Source organism: Streptococcus jiangnanensis (genome assembly GCF_040888325.1).
Classification (GTDB): domain Bacteria; phylum Bacillota; class Bacilli; order Lactobacillales; family Streptococcaceae; genus Streptococcus; species Streptococcus jiangnanensis.
Map to the genome: position 1 here is coordinate 212,229 of NZ_JBFNFF010000003.1, position 18,851 is coordinate 231,079.

16 protein-coding genes and 1 other annotated feature are annotated in these 18,851 nt (G+C 41.1%); of the genes, 2 read left to right on the forward strand and 14 right to left on the reverse strand.

Going from position 1 to position 18,851, the window contains the following annotated elements:
• Positions 1-15: 15 nt before the first annotated feature.
• Positions 16-1,023 (reverse strand): 6-phosphofructokinase, encoded by a 1,008-nt coding sequence (pfkA, locus tag AB2B49_RS05510; protein ID WP_000820882.1) that lies wholly within the window; start codon positions 1,021-1,023, stop codon positions 16-18.
• A gap of 80 nt (positions 1,024-1,103) precedes the next feature.
• Positions 1,104-4,205 carry a DNA polymerase III subunit alpha gene (locus AB2B49_RS05515; RefSeq protein ID WP_049505734.1) on the reverse strand — a complete coding sequence of 1,034 codons (3,102 nt, stop codon included), beginning with the start codon at positions 4,203-4,205 and terminating at the stop codon, positions 1,104-1,106.
• A 430-nt stretch (positions 4,206-4,635) separates the two neighbouring features.
• Here AB2B49_RS05515 and AB2B49_RS05520 point away from each other — a divergent pair, with 430 nt between their 5' ends.
• Positions 4,636-6,918, forward strand: a complete 2,283-nt coding sequence (locus tag AB2B49_RS05520; protein WP_049505733.1) for a Xaa-Pro dipeptidyl-peptidase — start codon at positions 4,636-4,638, stop codon at positions 6,916-6,918.
• Positions 6,919-7,437: 519 nt separating this feature from the next.
• Positions 7,438-7,908: an arginine repressor gene (locus tag AB2B49_RS05525; RefSeq protein WP_001043018.1), complete on the forward strand. Its 471-nt coding sequence runs from the start codon at positions 7,438-7,440 to the stop codon at positions 7,906-7,908.
• Positions 7,909-7,943: 35 nt separating this feature from the next.
• Here the strand turns inward: AB2B49_RS05525 and AB2B49_RS05530 are convergent, their stop codons facing one another.
• The 12 genes from AB2B49_RS05530 to trpX all read right to left on the reverse strand — a co-directional run bounded on the left by AB2B49_RS05530 (position 7,944) and on the right by trpX (position 18,458).
• A complete protein-coding gene (locus AB2B49_RS05530; RefSeq protein ID WP_000502578.1) occupies positions 7,944-8,108 on the reverse strand; it encodes a hypothetical protein in 165 nt (54 codons plus the stop codon).
• A 9-nt stretch (positions 8,109-8,117) separates the two neighbouring features.
• Complete coding sequence (gene obgE, locus AB2B49_RS05535) at positions 8,118-9,428, reverse strand: GTPase ObgE (protein ID WP_049505732.1); 1,311 nt, start codon at positions 9,426-9,428, stop codon at positions 8,118-8,120.
• 71 nt (positions 9,429-9,499) lie between these two features.
• Positions 9,500-9,634 (reverse strand): DUF4044 domain-containing protein, encoded by a 135-nt coding sequence (locus tag AB2B49_RS05540; protein ID WP_000863851.1) that lies wholly within the window; start codon positions 9,632-9,634, stop codon positions 9,500-9,502.
• Between the two features lie 29 nt (positions 9,635-9,663).
• Complete coding sequence (locus AB2B49_RS05545; protein WP_180364415.1) at positions 9,664-9,852, reverse strand: PspC domain-containing protein; 189 nt, start codon at positions 9,850-9,852, stop codon at positions 9,664-9,666.
• A gap of 20 nt (positions 9,853-9,872) precedes the next feature.
• Positions 9,873-11,198, reverse strand: coding sequence for a glycosyltransferase family 4 protein (locus AB2B49_RS05550; RefSeq protein ID WP_320691988.1), 1,326 nt, complete (start codon positions 11,196-11,198; stop codon positions 9,873-9,875).
• 8 nt (positions 11,199-11,206) lie between these two features.
• Positions 11,207-12,250: a glycosyltransferase family 4 protein gene (locus AB2B49_RS05555; protein WP_049505948.1), complete on the reverse strand. Its 1,044-nt coding sequence runs from the start codon at positions 12,248-12,250 to the stop codon at positions 11,207-11,209.
• A gap of 113 nt (positions 12,251-12,363) precedes the next feature.
• Positions 12,364-12,693 (reverse strand): metal-sulfur cluster assembly factor, encoded by a 330-nt coding sequence (locus AB2B49_RS05560; RefSeq protein ID WP_000331930.1) that lies wholly within the window; start codon positions 12,691-12,693, stop codon positions 12,364-12,366.
• Between the two features lie 14 nt (positions 12,694-12,707).
• Positions 12,708-13,817, reverse strand: coding sequence for an RNA polymerase sigma factor RpoD (gene rpoD, locus AB2B49_RS05565; RefSeq protein WP_000201892.1), 1,110 nt, complete (start codon positions 13,815-13,817; stop codon positions 12,708-12,710).
• 2 nt (positions 13,818-13,819) lie between these two features.
• Positions 13,820-15,580 (reverse strand): DNA primase, encoded by a 1,761-nt coding sequence (dnaG, locus tag AB2B49_RS05570; protein ID WP_049505731.1) that lies wholly within the window; start codon positions 15,578-15,580, stop codon positions 13,820-13,822.
• Positions 15,581-15,776: 196 nt separating this feature from the next.
• Positions 15,777-16,535 carry an ABC transporter ATP-binding protein gene (locus AB2B49_RS05575; protein ID WP_049505730.1) on the reverse strand — a complete coding sequence of 253 codons (759 nt, stop codon included), beginning with the start codon at positions 16,533-16,535 and terminating at the stop codon, positions 15,777-15,779.
• On the reverse strand, positions 16,532-17,398 hold the full coding sequence (locus AB2B49_RS05580) for an ABC transporter permease (protein WP_000637255.1): 867 nt from the start codon (positions 17,396-17,398) through the stop codon (positions 16,532-16,534). The genes AB2B49_RS05575 and AB2B49_RS05580 overlap by 4 nt, the downstream gene beginning before the upstream one ends.
• A gap of 64 nt (positions 17,399-17,462) precedes the next feature.
• Positions 17,463-18,458 (reverse strand): tryptophan ABC transporter substrate-binding protein, encoded by a 996-nt coding sequence (gene trpX / locus AB2B49_RS05585; RefSeq protein ID WP_049505729.1) that lies wholly within the window; start codon positions 18,456-18,458, stop codon positions 17,463-17,465.
• Positions 18,459-18,574: 116 nt separating this feature from the next.
• Positions 18,575-18,790 (reverse strand) — a binding site (T-box leader).
• Positions 18,791-18,851 lie beyond the last annotated feature (61 nt).

The following is an 18,851-nucleotide window of genomic DNA, read 5'->3' on the forward strand; positions in this document are numbered from 1 at the left end:
ATTAATGAAAGTTGATTAGGACAAGCTCTTGTTCAAAGCAGAAAGTTCAAGATCAGCTTTATGAGGGTTGTTAACAATAATCTTACCTTCTGCAGTTAAGCTAAACAAAGCTCCTTCTTCTGCTGTACCAAGGATTGGATTCTCAACCATTTTTTCGTTACGGATACCAACAGCGACACCACCGATTCCTTGTTTAAGGAGTTTAACAGCGTGTGCCCCCATACGTGATGCCAATACACGGTCACGCGCAGTTGGTGATCCACCACGTTGGATGTGACCAAGTTCTGTTACACGAAGGTCACTAGTGTCTCCTGCTTCTTTTAGTTTTTGACCAAATTCAGCTGCTGACATAACACCTTCTGCCAAAACGATAATGTTGTGTTTTTTACCGTGCTCATAACCAGCTTTGATACTAGCTACGATATCTTCCATCTTGAAGCCTTCCTCAGGGATGATAATTTCATCAGCACCAGTTGCGATACCAGCCCAAAGAGCGATATCACCAGCGTTACGTCCCATTACTTCAACAACGAAAGTACGACGGTGACTTGATGATGTATCACGAATCTTATCAATCGCATCCATTGCAGTCGTAACTGCAGTATCAAATCCAATTGTGAAATCAGTACCTACGATATCGTTATCGATTGTACCTGGAAGCCCAATAGCAGGGAATCCATGCTCCGTCAAGCGCATAGCTCCGTGATAAGAACCGTCTCCACCGATAACTACGACTCCTTCGATACCGTGTTTTTTCAACTGCTCAATCCCTTTAAGTTGGCCTTCAAGTTGTGCAAACTCAGGGTAACGAGCAGAGTGAAGGAAAGTACCACCACGTGAAATGATGTCTCCTACTGAAGCAGCATCAAGTGGATAAATTTCACCGGCAACCATACCTGCGTATCCATCATAGATACCAAAAACTTCCATTCCTTCTGAGATTGCTTGGCGAACTACCGCACGGATGGCAGCATTCATACCAGGGGCGTCTCCACCACTGGTTAAAACAGCAATACGTTTCATTTGGTTATGCTCCTTTTTCTTTTAACATTCTTACTGATTATACCACATTTAATTGGAAAATTCTTCTATTTTCCGTATTTTTAGCGATAAATCGTTTTCATAGCAATTCCCTCTAATTTTTCCTCTAGAGCAGAATCTTTTTTTACAAAATGTTGAGTAGAAACAACCGTTTTTTGTTCCTCTTCATACCTGATAATGACAGGGATTGGGCCTTTGTATTGTTCTAGAATATTTGAAATCTCTTTATCATTTTCATGATTTTTAACTTGAATCCAGAATCGTTCCGCCACTGCTTCTTTCAAATCTTGTGCAATCATTTGCAGACGACCATCTCGGGATTGAACTTTGCCATTGATGTAGTAGAATTTACCCTCAGATAAGATGGAAGCGAATTTTCGATACTGGTCTGAAAATACAGTTACATCCATCCGAGACTTACTATCATGAACCTGTAGAAAAGCCATACTCTCGCCTTTCTTGGTTCGAATCACTTTAATCTTTTGCACTTCAACTAAGAGAGTGGCTTGAGTTCCCTCGGTTAGATTAGCGATTGGCGTCGTCGGATATAGGGCTTGTTTGGCAAGAGTTTGGAGAGGATGGAGACTGATACCTACCCCAATCAGTTCCTGCTCTTTGTAAAATTTCTCTGCTTCCGTAAAATCATCAGCTTCAGTCCAACTATAATTTGTATCTGCAAAAAGTCCACCTAATTCCTCAACAAAGACAAATAAGTTTGGTAGGTTCACTAAGATTTTCTGGCGATTCTTGTCAAATTCATCAAAAAGTCCTAGTTCAACCAAAGGCGTCAAAAGCGACAATTTCTTGTAATTCTTGGGAAGACGTGTGACAAAATCTTCAATGCTTGAGAAAGGACGATTTTCAATAATCCAGTAAGACAAATCTCTTGGCATTCCCTTAATGGCTTTTAGACCAAGATAGATTTTCTTCTTAGCAATTTTATCATGATAGGGAATGCTGTTGATTGCTAAGGGAGCTACTTCAAAGCCCATCTGCAATGCATCTACAATGTAATCACTGCTAGAATAGTTCAACATAACTTGAAAGAAAATAGCAGGATAGTGTGTCTTGAAATAAGCTAGTTGGAATGCCAGTGCTGAGTAGGCATAAGCGTGGGATCGGTTAAATCCATAACCTGCAAACTTTTCCATCACTGCAAAAACTTGGTTGGCCTTTTCTTCTGTATGCCCCAATTTCATAGCTCCTGTGATAAAATCTTCCTTCATCAGATGCATCTCTTTGGCATTTTTCTTCCCCATGGCTCGTCTGAGAATGTCGGCTTTACCAAGACTGAATCCTCCAAAGCGTTGAGCTACCTGCATGACCTGCTCTTGATAGAGCATAATACCGTAGGTTGATGAAAGGATGTCTTCTAAGGCAGGGTCTAACACCGTCACCTTTTCTTTACCATGCTTACGAGCGACAAAATTATCAATATAATCACTTGCCCCCGGTCTGTTGAGTGAGGTTGTGGCTACTACCTCTTCAAAGACTTGCGGCTGAACTCGTTTCAAGAGTCGAATGGCGCCAGGTTGTTCAAATTGGAAAATCCCCTTGGTATTTCCAGCAGCAAAGAGGCCCAGAGTTGCCTTGTCTTCCAAATCAATCTCTTCGATTTTCAGATGAACACCTTCTGACTCAGCCAATAATTCCTGCATTTTTTGGACAAAAGTTAAGTTACGAAGACCTAGGAAATCCATTTTTAGAAGTCCATTGGCTTCAACACCATGTGAATCATACTGGGTGATCAGCATATCCTCACCGTATTTAAGTGGAATATAGTCTGTCAGGTCTTGGTCACTCATAACAACTCCTGCCGCATGGATAGAGGTCTGACGAGGATAACCTTCAATCTTTCGAGCAATCTCAAAAGCTTTTTGATATTCCATTTTGCTATTGATGACCTGCCTAAACTGTAAATTCTTTTCATAGGCTGTCGTTAGCGTATCTCGAAAACTGATTTTTTTCGTAATATTGGTTAATTCGTACTCAGGGACACCATAACGTTTGAAAACATCACGAATTGCCTGTTTTGCTCCAAAAGTCGAATAGGTAACAATCTGTGCCACATGTTGACTACCATACCGATCACGAACATAGCGAATGAACTCCGGCCTATAAAGATCAGGGATGTCGATATCAATATCAGGCATGGTGTATCGCTCACGATTTAAAAAGCGTTCGAAAATCAAGTTCTTTTCAACCGGATCAATTCCTGTAATATCCAGTGAGTAAGCCACCAGACTACCAACCGCAGAACCACGCCCCATTCCCATATAATATCCTTGGGAACGTCCAAAACGGAGCAAATCCCAAACTACAAGGAAATAATCGTCAAAGCCCATATCATGAATCACAGCCAATTCCTCATTCAGTCGCTCATGATAAATAGCTGAGGTTAACTCCTTGTCACTCAAGCCTTGCTCAGCTCTCTCTCTAAGTTCTTCGACCGCTGGTCTTTCAGGATTAAAGCGGGGAAGTTTTAAACTTGGGTCGATTTGATAGCTTACATTCTCTATCAGACCTTGGAGATTGGCAAGCGCCTGAGGGAAGCGATTTTTAAACCGTGCTTCCAAGTCTGAGGCAGGTAAAAAAATCCCTTGTTGTGAATGTACATCCACTTCTCTCAGACTGACATTGTCCTTGACTGCTGACAAGATTTGTAAAACTTGAATATCTTCTTTTTCAAAAGAATTGACTTGATAGAGTGGAAGAATGGGCCTAGTAAAGACTTCTTGAGGAGTATCTGGACTGACACCGATAAAATAATCATGCTCCAAATCCAGCTGTTCGACCCCATTAAAATAGGGAACAATAATAGCAACATCTTCGAGGTGGGAGGTGAAGTCAGACCAATTTTTCCGTCCAGTCATTTTTAAAGTGGATAACTTCATCAACTCTTGATAACCTTTAGTGGATAGGGCTAGAAAACGTAGAGAGAGATTCTCCTCATCTTTGACCAAGGTCATTTCTAAACCAATTAAAGGTTGAATGCCATGCTTACGAGTTGCTTCTAGAAAATGATAGGCTCCATAGAGATTATCCACATCCATGATAGCAAGGTGAGAATAGCCGTATTCTTTAGCCATTTGTACATATTTTTCAATCGAAACCACACTTTCCATAAAACTATAAACAGTCTTGGTGTCGAGCTGTGCAATCATTTCTTCTCCTCCTTGCTTTCGTTTTACTACTATTATACCATTTTAAGTTGGATATTGAAGTAACTCTGCACTTTCTTTTCAATATCATCAGTTACAAACTTCTTCTCTTCTTAGTTGTAAATTCTTTATTTTTCAAAGGAAGGAAGGAAGGAAGGAAGGAAATAAAAAATTAATATTATATAATAGTTTTAAATGTAAATTTAGATATATTTATACCAAACGAAGTATAATAAAGATAGGAGTTATATGCAGTTTTACATATAAAAATCTCTAGAAAAAGACTTACTTCTATGGTATTTATTCAGTATTTTATAATAACTTACCAAATAGATATGCTGGTTTAAGAAATTTATTTCATTTAAGTTTATTTATTCCATTTTTCCCTCTTTTTTGATATAATAAATCCAGTCTGTTTTCAAAGGAGAGAAACATGCGTTTTAATCAATTCAGCTACCAACCAACCACTAGTTCTCAACGATTTGAAGAATTAGAAGATCTTGGTCTAAAGCTGTCACCCCAACTGTCCTTAAAAAGACAGTTTGAAGACTTCATTCGTTGGAGTTTTTTCACTTATTCTAACACGGATTATGCCTTATCGACTTTGGCTGCGGATAAAGAAACAGATTTAGTAACTTTTTTCCAGTCAGACCGTGAGTTAACTGCGGAGATTTTCTACACAGTAGTTTTTCAACTTTTAGGATTTAGCTATCTTGTTGACTTTGAGGATGCCGAACAGTTTCGTAAAGAAACTGGTTTTCCTATTGTTTATGGAGATCTCATTGAAAATCTTTATCAGTTACTCAATACGCGAACGAAAAAAGGAAATACGCTCATCGATCAGCTTGTTAGTGATGGACTCATTTCAGAAGACAATCACTACCACTACTTTAACGGTAAGAGCTTGGCAACCTTCTCTACTCACATTGTCATTCGTGAAGTCGTGTATGTCGAGAGCCGTGTGGATACTGATAAAGACGGACTCCCTGATTTAGTTAAAGTCAGCGTTATCCGCCCACGTTACGATGGTCATGTACCTGCTCTTATGACTGCCAGCCCTTATCACCAAGGGACCAACGACAAAGCCAGTGACAAGGCTCTCTACAAAATGGAAGGGGAGCTTGAGGTCAAACTGCCCCACACCATTGAACTTGAGGAGCCCAAGCTGAATTTAGTCGAACCTCATGGTCAAGCAGAAGTCGTCTCAGAAGCTGAAGAAAAGCTATCTCATATCAATAGCTCATATACACTCAATGACTACTTCCTCCCACGTGGATTTGCCAATCTCTATGTATCGGGTGTTGGAACCAAAGATTCTCAAGGTCTCATGACCAATGGTGACTACCAGCAGATTGAAGCTTATAAAAATGTCATTGATTGGCTCAATGGTCGTTGTCGTGCTTTCACGGACCACACGCGCAAGCGCCAAGTCAAGGCTGACTGGTCAAACGGCAAAGTCGCAACAACAGGTATTTCCTATCTAGGTACCATGTCCAATGGTCTCGCCACCACTGGTGTTGATGGCTTAGAAGTCATCATCGCGGAAGCAGGTATTTCCTCTTGGTACAACTACTATCGGGAAAATGGTCTAGTGACTAGCCCTGGTGGTTACCCGGGTGAGGATTTTGACTCACTTGCTGAATTGACCTACTCTCGCAACCTCCAAGCTGGTGACTATATCCGTGGCAATGAAGCTCATCAAGCAGACTTAGAAAAGGTTAAAGAGAAACTCGATCGCAAGACTGGTGACTACAATCAGTTTTGGCATGACCGCAACTATCTGCTCAATGCTCACAAGGTTCAAGCTGAGGTCGTTTTTACGCATGGTTCCCAGGATTGGAATGTCAAACCTCTTCATGTTTACCAGATGTTTCATGCCCTTCCTAGCCATATCAATAAGCACCTCTTTTTCCATCATGGTGCCCATGTCTATATGAACAATTGGCAGTCGATCGACTTCCGCGAGTCCATGAATGCCTTGTTAAGTAAGAAATTGTTAGGACTTGACTCAGGCTATCAACTTCCGACTGTCATCTGGCAGGACAATATCGCACCGCAAAGATGGCAAGATCTTGATAACTTTGGCAAGCAGGATGAACTGCATACCTTCTCACTTGGAACTGAAGAAAAAGTGATTCAAAACCAGTATGATCAAAAAGATTTTGATCGTTATGGAAAGACTTACCAGACCTTCAACACTGAACTTTACCAAGGAAAAGCCAATCAGATCACCATTGACCTTCCAGTAAGTCAAGACATTCACTTAAATGGGCGAGTGGAGCTGAAACTTCGTGTCAAATCGAGTACGAACAAGGGCTTATTATCAGCCCAACTGTTAGAACTTGGACAAAAGAAATATCTGCAGCCTTATCCAGCTGTTTTAAGTGCTAGAACCATTGATAATGGCCGTTACCACATGTTAGAAAATCTCTGTGAACTACCATTCAACCCAAGTGCCCAACGTGTCATCACCAAAGGCTACCTTAATCTTCAAAATCGAACCAATCTCTTGACGATTGAAGAAATCCAACCAAATGAATGGATGGACTTCAAGCTAGAGCTTCAACCAACTATCTACAAACTTAAAAAAGGAGATACTCTCCGTTTGGTTCTCTACACCACAGACTTTGAGATTACAATTCGAGATAATACAGACTATCAATTGACTATTGATTTAGCACAGTCTAGTCTTATCCTACCTTCTCAAAAGGTATAATCTACCAGACTTTCAATATGGAAGTATTCAAAGGAAAAGTCAATGAATTCGACCATTGAACTACCTATAACCAAAGTTTTCCACTTGAACAGTCGAATCAAACATAAACTTTGTATCAAATTCAGTTCATCTAAAAGCATTTTAGAAGCCCCTAGATAGAACTTGGACAAAAGATACTCCCTCTAACCAACATGTGTAACCATTTATCATATACGCTACTAGACCACATGTTGGAAATCTCTGTGAATTACATTTAGAGTGAATTCACAAAACGCCGTGACAAAAAGCTACCCAAATTGAATGATTCACTGTCATTAAAGAACATCAATGTAGATGAACAGATTGCTACCCAGTTTATCTGCACGCAACTAGTGACAAGTTAAAAGAAGGAGAATCCCTCCATCTAGTTCTTTATCTTACTGACTTTAAAATCATCATACGTGACAATACCGCCTACCACCCGACTGACATTTTCGTTTAGTCCACGCTACTGTACCTTGTAAAAGGAGTACTTACTTTATGAACAAATCAGAACACAGACACCAACTTATCCGCGCCCTCGTTTCAAAAAACAAAATCCATACGCAAGCTGAATTACAAGCCTTGTTAGCGGAAAATGATATCCAAGTTACTCAGGCTACCTTATCACGCGATATCAAAACCATGAACCTTTCAAAAGTGCGCGAAGAGGATAATTCTTACTATGTGCTAAATACAGGCTCTATCTCCAAGTGGGAAAAACGTCTTGAAAACTATATGGAAGACGCTCTTGTTATGCTACGTCCTGTGCAACACCAGGTTATTTTGAAAACTTTACCCGGTTTAGCCCAATCATTTGGATCTGTAATTGATTCCTTGGCCTTTCCAGATATCGTTGCAACCCTTTGTGGAGACGATGTCTGCATGATTATCTGTGAAGATGCTACAAAAGCGCAAGCTTGTTTTGAGAGTCTTAAAAAATATGCGCCACCATTTTTCTTTAGTGAATAAAACAAATCCCGTGATTAAAAGATCACGGGAATTTTTTATTTCTTTGACTGTGTTTCTTCTTTCTTTGTACGCGCCAATCGAAGAGCACGTTTAGGATTTAGACGATTAAACAATTCTTCTAGTTTCTTTTCATTCCACACATCTGCTGCAGAAACAAAATTTCCATCTGCATCTCGGAATGATATCGGTTTATCTCCCATATCAATCTCCTAGTCTACAAATTCAAATTCAAATTTACCAATTCGGACCAAGTCACCATCTTTGGCACCACGTGCACGAAGAGCTTCGTCAACCCCCATACCACGAAGCTGACGGGCAAACTTCATGACCGATTCGTCACGGTCAAAGTTGGTCATGTTAAAGAGTTTCATGAGTTTTTCACCAGAAAGTACCCATGTCGCATCATCATCACGACTAATCTCAAAGGCTTTTTCTTCCTCGTCAAAGCCATAGTAAGCCTCTTCTTCCATATCGGATTCATCATAAATCGGGAATTCTGGAGTCTTGTCTAACAACTCGGCTGTCGCGTCCAAAAGAGTCGCCAACCCTTGCTTGGTCAGACCAGAAATTGGGAAGATGGCTGGAAGTTCCTCAAACTCGTCGTAGTTTGCTGCCAACTTTTCCTTGAAAGTTTTCAGATTTTCCTGACTTTCAAGCATATCCATCTTGTTGGCCACAATGATCTGCGGACGTTCCATGAGACGAAGGTTGTAAGATTCTAATTCCTTATTGATAGCAAGGTAATCCTCATAAGGATCACGTCCTTCGCTAGCTGACATATCGATGACATGGAGGATAACTCGTGTACGTTCGATATGACGAAGAAACTGGGTTCCAAGACCAACACCTTGACTGGCCCCTTCAATCAAACCTGGAAGGTCTGCTACTGCAAAAGATTCACCTGACTGCGTACGAACCATCCCTAGATTAGGGACAATCGTCGTAAAGTGGTAAGCACCGATTTTAGGTTTAGCTGAAGTGATGACACTAAGCAAAGTTGACTTTCCGACAGATGGGAAACCGACCAAGCCGACATCCGCTAGAATCTTCAATTCCAGTTGCAACTCACGTTCTTGACCTGGTTCTCCATTCTCAGAGATTTCAGGTGCAGGATTTTTTGGCGTGGCAAAACGGATATTTCCACGACCACCTCGACCGCCATGAGCCACGATAAACTCTTGACCATGCTCAATCAAGTCTGTAATGACTTTACCTGTTTCCGCATCACGTACAGTAGTCCCCTGTGGCACGCGAACACGTAGATCTTCTGCACCACGTCCGTGCATTCCTTTGGTCATTCCTTTTTCACCGGAATCAGCCTTGAAATGACGGTTATAGCGGAAATCCATCAAGGTACGCAAGCCTTCGTCTACCACGAAAACAACGTTACCTCCACGTCCACCATCACCACCCCAAGGACCGCCATTAGGGACATATTTTTCACGGCGAAAAGCAACCATGCCATCGCCACCATTACCAGCCTTGACCTTGATCTTGGCTGTATCTAAAAACATACTCATATTTTCTTCTCACTTTAAAAAGGCTGGGGAGAACCCAGTCATTAGTTATTGTTTCTATCCTCGTAGCTTGCTTAGAATCTACTAAAAGCTCCAAGCGCAGTTGCAAAGATACCAGCAAGGGTTACAAACAACATGATGAGCACGACAACAAGTGTCACCTTTTCAAACAAAGTTTTTTTACGTTTTCCGTTATCTCCAAAAGCCATAACTTCTCCTTTTTCTATATAATTCTAATTTAATATTCTGTAGAAACAGGTGCAATTGCCCACAAAATCAAGTAAGCAAGAACCCCTGCTCCATAACAAAAGGCTAGAACTCCCCAAATCACACGGACAATCGTCGGATCAATATCAAAATAGTGGGCCACTCCTGCGCAAACGCCTCCAATTTTTTGATCTTTCCCGCTTCTCATTAATTTTTTCATTTTTTCTTCCTCTTATTCTATTATTTGAATTCGTCTCTCCAATAATCTCTGATGCTAGACAATTGTTTTCGAGACGCTCTTAAAATACGCTTGGATTCTTTTACTGGGCTTGTAACAGCCTTTTGTGGTAGATAGAGAATCGTTTTTAAGAAGCGCTGAGTGACAGGTTGTCCATCATGTAACTCATGTTCAAAGTTATTTGAGATAATAGCATCAAGGTAAAACTCATGAACTCGTTTCCCAAAATTTTCAGCCGAAATCTCGTACAACTTATCCGCTAACTTTTGTTCAGACATATCAGGAGTAGCAATCAAAGCTTCAAGGATAGCTCCTGCAAGCTCTCGTTCTCCATAGTAGAGGGTCCCAAACATTTTATCATTGATCAGATTTTCAAGATAGGGATTGCCATGAGCAATAACAGGCGTTCCACTGGCTAGACTTTCTAGATAGGTTAAGCCTTGAGTTTCACTCGTAGAGGCTGAAATAAAGAAATCAGCTGCTTTATAGTACAAGGCTGTCTCACTTGGAGCAATCATACCTGTAAAAATCACATGTTTTTGTATGTTTAATTTCCCTGCTTGTTCCTTCAGACTGTCCAAATAAGGTCCGTCTCCAGCAACAACTAACTTCACCTTGTCTTCTTCTTTCAAAACCTGTGCAAAGGCAGCTAAGACTGCTTGGATATTCTTCTCAAAGGAGATACGAGAAAGGCTCAGTAGCATTTTCTCGCCTTCCTGAATACCTAACTTCGAACGAAGTTCTTGCAAGTTTTCCTCTTTGATCTCAGGTCGTTCAAACTTAGCCAGCTCAATTCCAGTTGGGATGACACGCTTTTCAACCTTAACTTTGTATTTCGATAAAAGGTCACGAACAATCTCACTAGGGCAAATTACGCCATCTACATCATGAAGGAAGCCTCGCACCAAATATTTTACCATACTCGGACGAATTAGCATGCCCTTAGCAATGTAATGCACATAGTCTTCATACTGGGTATGGTAGGTATGAATAACTGGAATTTTCAATTCTCTCGCAATCCAAATCCCTAACAAACCAAGAGAAAATTCTGTCTGGGTATGAATAATATCGAGTTGATACTGCTTGGCAATTTCAAGCGCCTTTGTAAAACCTCGGTAGGCAAATCGTCGATCCTTAAATGCAAAGAAAGGGACACTCGGAATGCGAATAATTTGCCAATCCTCGTATCGGTTTACGTCTTTATCAGTCGTTGTAAAGATAAAAACTGCATGCCCCTGCTTTTCAAGCTCAGTTTTCAAAGTCCGAATACTAGTCGCGACCCCGGAAACCTGAGGGAAATAGGTATCTGTAAATAAACCAATTCGCATAAATTACCTCACTTTTTGCCCAAAGCAGCCTGTTCTCGATAAAATTTTAACCAGATTTCCAACAAATGCTCCTCAGAGTACTCTTTGGAGATCTCGCGAGCTTTTTCTTTCAAGTCCTTTAAGACTTCAGGGGCATTCTTGTATTCTAGGATTGCTTCTCTCATCTCGGAAACATCACTTGTAGCACGATAATTCCCATCAAGAATAACCTTATACAAATCCAAATCTCTTAACATAATAGGAGCCTCGCAACTAGCGGCCTCTAAGATAGTCATAGGGAATAATTCATTGTAACTTGGTAGCAAGAATAGATCCGCCATAGCGTAAAGCTCCCGCATCCGTTCGGGTGACACAATTCCAGGGAAAATAAGATTTTTGGGTGGATTGTCCATTATCTTCTTGTAGCGTTCATAACCATCTGTCATCCCACCAAATGAAAAACCACCTGCCCAGATAAAGGTAATTTCTGGCAATTCCTCAGCAAGACGGATAAAATCATCAATTCCTTTACGTTTCTGAACCTGACCCGCACCGATTACGACAAACTGATCTTCCGCAAGATCCATTTCCTTCCGGAGTTGTGCAACCTGTTCAGCTGGTAATGGATGCCATTTTTCTTTGTTTACAAAATTTGGAATATAAGTTACTTTTTCACGCGGAATACCAGCAGCCACTAAATCCTCGATAAACATGGGATTGACCACCACTAAGTGTTCCATTCGGTTATAAAAGGAAAAAACATAGCGTTTGACAATTCCTTTTAGGAAAAATGGGATCTTCAAACTCCCCTCAAGCGTATCAGGCAAAAAATGCACATAGCCAATTTTTCTCCCAGAGCGTTTCTTTTGGAAAGTGGATAAATAATAGGGGAAATCAATGGTATGAAAGTGAGTTACATCCGCTTCTACAGGAAGATTCTCTGTAACAATCAACTGGTCTTTGGCATCACGGTGAAGGAGACTAACCAATTCTCGATAAGCTCCTGACACTCCTTGACCAGCTACTTTTTCACTTGAACTCAGCATATTAATACGCAATTTTTCGTTTTCCATACCTTCCATTATACCATTTTATTTCCAGAAAATCAGCAAAAGAAAGAAGAGACCAAAGGAAAAAGGATAAAATTACCCTATTTTCCAATCATCTCTCGCATTTTTCTTAGTCTTTATTTAATTCCTAGAGCGATACGTGCATATCGGCTCATTTTTTCAACCGTCCAAGCTGGATACCAGACCAATTTGACTTCGGTATTAGTTACCTCAGGCACATCTGTCATCGCATCATGTATCTGGTCTGTCAAAAGGTCAGCCAGTGGGCAGCCCATAGTTGTCAAGGTCATATCAATTTCAGTGTGACCTGTTTCACCATCAAAACGAATTTCATAAATCAAACCTAGGTTGACAATATCAATCCCCAACTCAGGGTCGATGACTTCTTCCAAGGCATTTAAAATGCGTGTTTTGATTGTTTCAATTTGCTCTTCTGTATAAGCCATGTTATTCCTCACTCTTAGTCTTCAATAAAATCACGAAGGGGTTTGCTGCGACTTGGTTGGCGCAATTTTCTCAAAGCCTTGGCCTCGATCTGACGGATACGCTCACGAGTCACGTTAAAGACTTTACCAACATCTTCAAGAGTACGCATTTTCCCATCGTCCAAACCAAAACGAAGGCGCAGAACGTTTTCTTCACGGTCTGTGAGAGTATCCAAGACTTCATCCAACTGCTCACGTAAGACGATACGAGTTGTGTAGTCTACTGGATTTTCAATCACTTCGTCTTCGATAAAGTCCCCAAGATGGCTATCGTCCTCTTCACCAATCGGTGTTTCAAGTGATACTGGTTCTTGGGCAATCTTTAGGATTTCACGGACCTTGTCAGGTGTCATATCCATACGCTCAGCGATTTGTTCAGGAGTTGGATCTTGTCCCAATTCTTGAAGGAGATTACGCTGTTCACGGACAAGCTTATTAATGGTTTCTACCATGTGGACAGGGATACGAATAGTGCGGGCCTGGTCAGCAATGGCACGAGTGATTGCCTGACGAATCCACCAAGTTGCATACGTAGAAAACTTAAATCCTTTTGAATAGTCAAACTTGTCAACAGCCTTCATCAAGCCCATGTTTCCTTCTTGGATCAAGTCAAGAAATTGCATACCACGCCCTACGTAGCGCTTAGCAATCGAAACCACCAAACGAAGGTTGGCTTCTGCAAGACGTTGTTTGGCTTCAATATCACCAGCCTCAACTGCTAGGGCCAATTCTTTTTCCTCTTCGTTGGTCAAGAGAGGAACGACCCCGATTTCCTTCAAATACATACGGACTGGGTCATTAACCTTGGCAGAAGTTGAGCCAATCAAGTCCTCATCACTGAGTTCTGGTTCTTCTTCTGCACTAAGCACACGCGCACTTGGATTTCCTTCATTATCTGTGATAGAAATTCCAGCATCCTGAATCCGTTGCAAAAGGTCTTCAATGCCGTCTGCATCGAGGGTGAAAGGAATAACCAGACTTGAATTGATTTCGTCATCTGTTGCTGTTCCTGTTTTTTTGTGGTTACGGATAAAGTCTGCTACTTGCACATCAAATGTCGTTACTTCTTTTTGTTTTGTTGCCATTATTACTCCATTCTTCTCTTTTGGGAAATCAATCGTTGCAATTCTTCCAAGGCTGTGTCTGTATCTCCTACATGACTAGCTTCCTGCACTTTCTTTTTAATTCTTAAGTTGTCCTTTCTGAGGAGGGCACGGTTTCGAGTCGCTTCTACTTCTACTAGCTCTTGAGGCGACATCTCAACTGGCAAATCCAAGCTAAGCACGTGGTACCAAGCATTTTCAACCTCAGGCGTCTGATGAGAAAGCTCCTCTGAGCCGATTTCTCCCTGCTCACTTAATAATTCGTAAAGAATCTGAAATTCTGGGGTATCAAAGAAAAAATCTTCTCTTAATCTGTAGTCATTTAGAACAACTGGATTCTCAGCCATCCTATATAGGAGATGCGCCTCTGCTCTCATGACTGCTGTCAGTTGTCGCGTTACAGGTAAACTAATCGCTGCTGGAGGTTGCTCCTCTTTTACTCTTTCCTGCCTTTGAACAATGCGACTTTCATTTACTATCTGTTCCACCTGCTGGTAATCAAAAGAAGGTAGATTATCCGCCAGAATGTGGATATAAGAATTCTGGGCAGTGATAGACTTTTCTTTGGCGATTAGGGGTGCAATCTTTTCAATGAACTCAATTTGCGCCTGTAAGTTATCACTATTTTCCGGCTTGAGCTGGTGAATATAGAACTCTATGGGACTAATCCGAGTCTTGGTTAAAAGGTAAGCCAGGTCTTCAGCAGAATTCTTTTGCAAATACTCATCTGGGTCCATGGCATCAGGTACTCGAACAACCTCAACTGAGAAGTCTTTTAACTCCTCTAGAGCCTTGGCTGTTGCTGCCTGCCCTGCCTTGTCGCCATCATAGCTGAGAACAATTTTTTTGGTAAAGCGTTTAAGGTGGTCAACATGCTCCTTGCTTAAGGCTGTTCCCATGGAAGCTACAGCATTTTCTATACCAGCACGGTAGGCTGCGATCACATCCATGAAGCCTTCCATCAGATAGAGCTCTGTAATCTTACCTGTTCCCTTTTTTGCCTTGTCCAAATGATACAATTCGTAACTCTTGTTAAAAATTGCAGTCGAGCGACTATTTTTATATTTGGCAGTCTGACTGTCAGTTTCTTGCCAGATACGACCTGAAAATGCAATGACCTGTCCCTTGTCATTGGTCAAAGGAAAGATGATCCGTCCAAAAAAAGTATCATAAAATTGATTACCATCTGACAGATAAAACAAGCCCGAATCCAATAAATCCTTTTCCTCAAACTTGTCAGCCAAACGTTGATAGAGATAAGTTCTCTCTGCTGGAGCTAGTCCAATCTGGAAGTGCTTCAGAACATCGTCTGTCAATCCGCGTTTGTAGAGATAAGCCCTTGCTTCTTCTCCCATCTTTGTCGTCATGAGGATGGCATGGTAAAAACGGGCAGCTTCTTCATGCATATCATATAGAGCTTGATGAGGGGAAGCTTGTTGGGGACGAGACTGAACAGGCATAGCTAGTTGAATACCGACGCGCTCTCCTAAGAGTTGAACGGCTTCCATAAAGGACACGCCTTGGTATTCTTCGATAAACTTAAAGACATCTCCTGAACGACCACAGCCAAAACAGTGATAAAACTGCTTGTCCTCAACTACGTTGAAAGAGGGGGTCTTTTCACCATGAAAAGGACAGAGCCCTAAATAGTTCCGTCCAGCCTTCTGTAAAGAAATCACATCACCTATGACTTCCACAATGTTGGCATTGTTTTTGATTTCTTCAATGACTTGCTTGTCAACCATACACAATACCTCCATCTTATCATAGTTTCACGTAAACTAGTATAGCTTATTTCTGAAAAAAAGTAAACCATTTCATACGCTTTCCGTAATTCTCTTTGCCTTATTTTTCCAGATAGAAAGAGGAGATAAAAAACTCAGAAACACTTCCATGCTTCTAAGTTTCTCTTCTCTATTTTTTGATGATTATTTAACTCATCTATTCAAATAATTGATAGTAGTCTGAAATTTTCATCTTAGCTTTTTCTTCTTTATTGAGGTCTTGGATAATACGACCTTCCTTCATGACAATCAGACGATTGCCATACTTCAGTGCATCTTCCATATGGTGGGTAATCATCAAGGCTGTCAGATGATCCTTACTGACAAAGTCATCTGTTAACTCCATCAAAGCAACACTGGTCTTTGGGTCGAGAGCTGCTGTGTGTTCATCCAACAAGAGCAACTCTGGTCGCTTCAAGGTTGCCATCAAGAGACTCAAGGCCTGACGTTGACCACCTGATAGAAATTCAATAGGAGTGTCCAGATGTTTTTCAAGACCATTTCCAACCTTTTCAATGGTAGTCTGGAACTCTTCTCTATGGCTTGAAAGTCTCCTAGGAAGGAGTCCTCTCTTCTCACCACGAAACTTGGCAATTAAGAGATTTTCCGCCACCGTCATACGGGGAGCCGTCCCCATCTTAGGATCTTGAAAGACACGAGACAAGTACTTAGCCCGCTTTTCAGGTGAAAAATGCGTCACATCCTCGCCCATGATACGGATACTTCCACTTGTTAAAGGTAAGGTACCTGCAATCGTGTTAAAAAGCGTTGACTTCCCTGCTCCATTTCCCCCTAGGATGGTAATGAAATCATGTTCGAAAATTTCAAGAGAAACATCATTCAGAATGATTTTTTCCTCATCAAAGCCATTCGTGATGACTTTGGTAGCATTTTTTAATTCTACAATTGCTGTCATTTGCTAAACTTGACTCCTTTCAGGTATTTGCTTTTGAAGGTTGGAATCATGAGACAAACTGCCAAAATCAAGGCGCTGTACAAACGAAGATAACTTGTATTAAACCCAAGAGCAATCACTCCCCAGACGAGGAACTGATAAGCAATAGACCCCACAACGATGGTCATGAGTCGCTCTGCCAGGGTCAAACTCTTAAACAAAACCTCACCAATAATCAAGCTAGCAAGCCCTACGACAATCACTCCAATTCCTCGAGAAACATCTGCATATCCTTCTTGTTGAGCAATTAAGGCTCCTGCAAGCGCGATAATCCCATTTGAGAGAACCAAGCCCATGAGTTCCATACGCCCCGTATTGATACCAAAGCTACGAGCCATATCGGGATTGTCACCTGTAGCGATGTAGGCCTGACCTAGTTTGGTATCTAGGAAAAAGAGCATGAGACCAATAACAAGAGCTACAAAGATTAATCCAGTCAGGAGTTGGTTAAGATCTGAATCAAAAGGCAAGACATCCTGAATTTGTTTGGTTCCAAGAAGCCCCAGATTGGCACGCCCCATTATCATAAGCATGATGGAATGGCAGGAAGTCATGACTAAAATCCCTGATAAGAGGGTTGGAATTTTTCCTTTGGTATATAAGAGACCTGTCGCCATACCAGCTAGACAACCTGCTCCTACTGCAGCTAAGGTCGCTAAAAATGGATTGACTCCCTGTGTTATCAAGGTTACAGCTACTGCTCCCCCAAGAGGAAAAGAACCTTCAGTAGTCATATCAGGGAAATTCAAAATTCGAAAAGTCATAAAGATTCCCAAACCTAAAATCGCCCAGACCATCCCCTGAGAAATAATGGATACTATCATAATCTTTCACTCATTTCTTTCTTTGTAAAAATGGGAGGAGATGTGTCCAGCTCCTCCTTTATCCTTATTCAATCACTTGTCCTGCTTCTTTTAGAACAGACTCAGGAATGGTGATACCAAGTTCCTGCGCTAGTTTTTTGTTGATAACCGATTTACCAGTTGAGAAGACATTAACTGGAGTATCAGCTGGTTTTTCACCTTTCAAAACTTTGGCAATCATTTTACCAGTAGCCACTCCAAGATCGTGTTGGTCAACTACTACAGATGCTAATCCACCTGCTTCTACCATGGCAGTTGCGCTTGGGTAGATTGGTTTTTTAGCTGTTTGGTCGCTTGATACAACTGTTGGGAAGGCTGATGCGATGGTGTTGTCAATTGGAACCCAGATTGCATCGACCTTGCTTGTCATAACATTAACTGTTGAAGCAATTTCGTTAGTGGAAGGAACAGCAAAGGTTTCGACTTTCAAACCTGCTTTTTCAGCATAAGCCTTGAATTCCTCAACTTGTGATTTTGAGTTATCTTCGCTACTTGAGTAGAGGGCTCCGATTGTTTTGACATCAGGTGTCAAAGCTTTAATCAATTCCACTTGTTGTTCTGCTGGGTTGTGGTCTGATACTCCTGTAATGTTGCCACCTGGTTTTTTCAAATCTTTGACTAAGTTAGCACCGATTGGATCCGTTACAGCCGCCATGATAACAGGTAGATCTTTTGTAGCACTTGCAAGTCCTTGAGCAGCTGGTGTTGCAATCCCAACGACAAGGTCGTTCCCGTTTGCCACCAATTGTTTACTCATGGTTGCAACCTTACTCTGGTCACCTTCAGAGTTCATAAAGTCGATTTTTACCTGGTCGTCCTTATAGCCTTCTTCAGCTAGTCCATCTTGAATTCCTTGATAAATCAAGTCCAAGGATGGGTGACTAACAAATTGAAGAACACCAACCTTAGCAACCTTTTGCTCCACCTTCGCTGCTGGCTTGTTCATAGATGAATAAATCAAGCTAGCCATTACCAATACTGCTAATCCAGCAATAATTCCAATCAATCGTTTATTTTTCATATTCTTTCTCCTTTTAAATCACTTGTATAATGCTCTTTTCAACAAAACAAGCGACGCCATCGTTTAAATTCCATCATCATCCTCCTAATAGAAAAAGTCCTCACACAAAAAACTTGTGTGAGGACGTCAATGCGCGGTGCCACCTCAATTATAGGGACTATCCCTATCGCTCTTTCTCGCTTCACGAGTTGCACTGTAAGGTGTGCTCACCGAATTCTTATGATTTCAAATTCTTTATAACATTCAGCCCAATTTTCATCACTTTCATCTATCTGTTTCCACCAAGCACAGACTCTCTAAAAAACTTCAATGATTACTTTCTGAATGTTTAAATTATATCATTTTTCAATTACTTGTCAAGACTATTTTTAGAATTTTTTAAACAATTCAAAA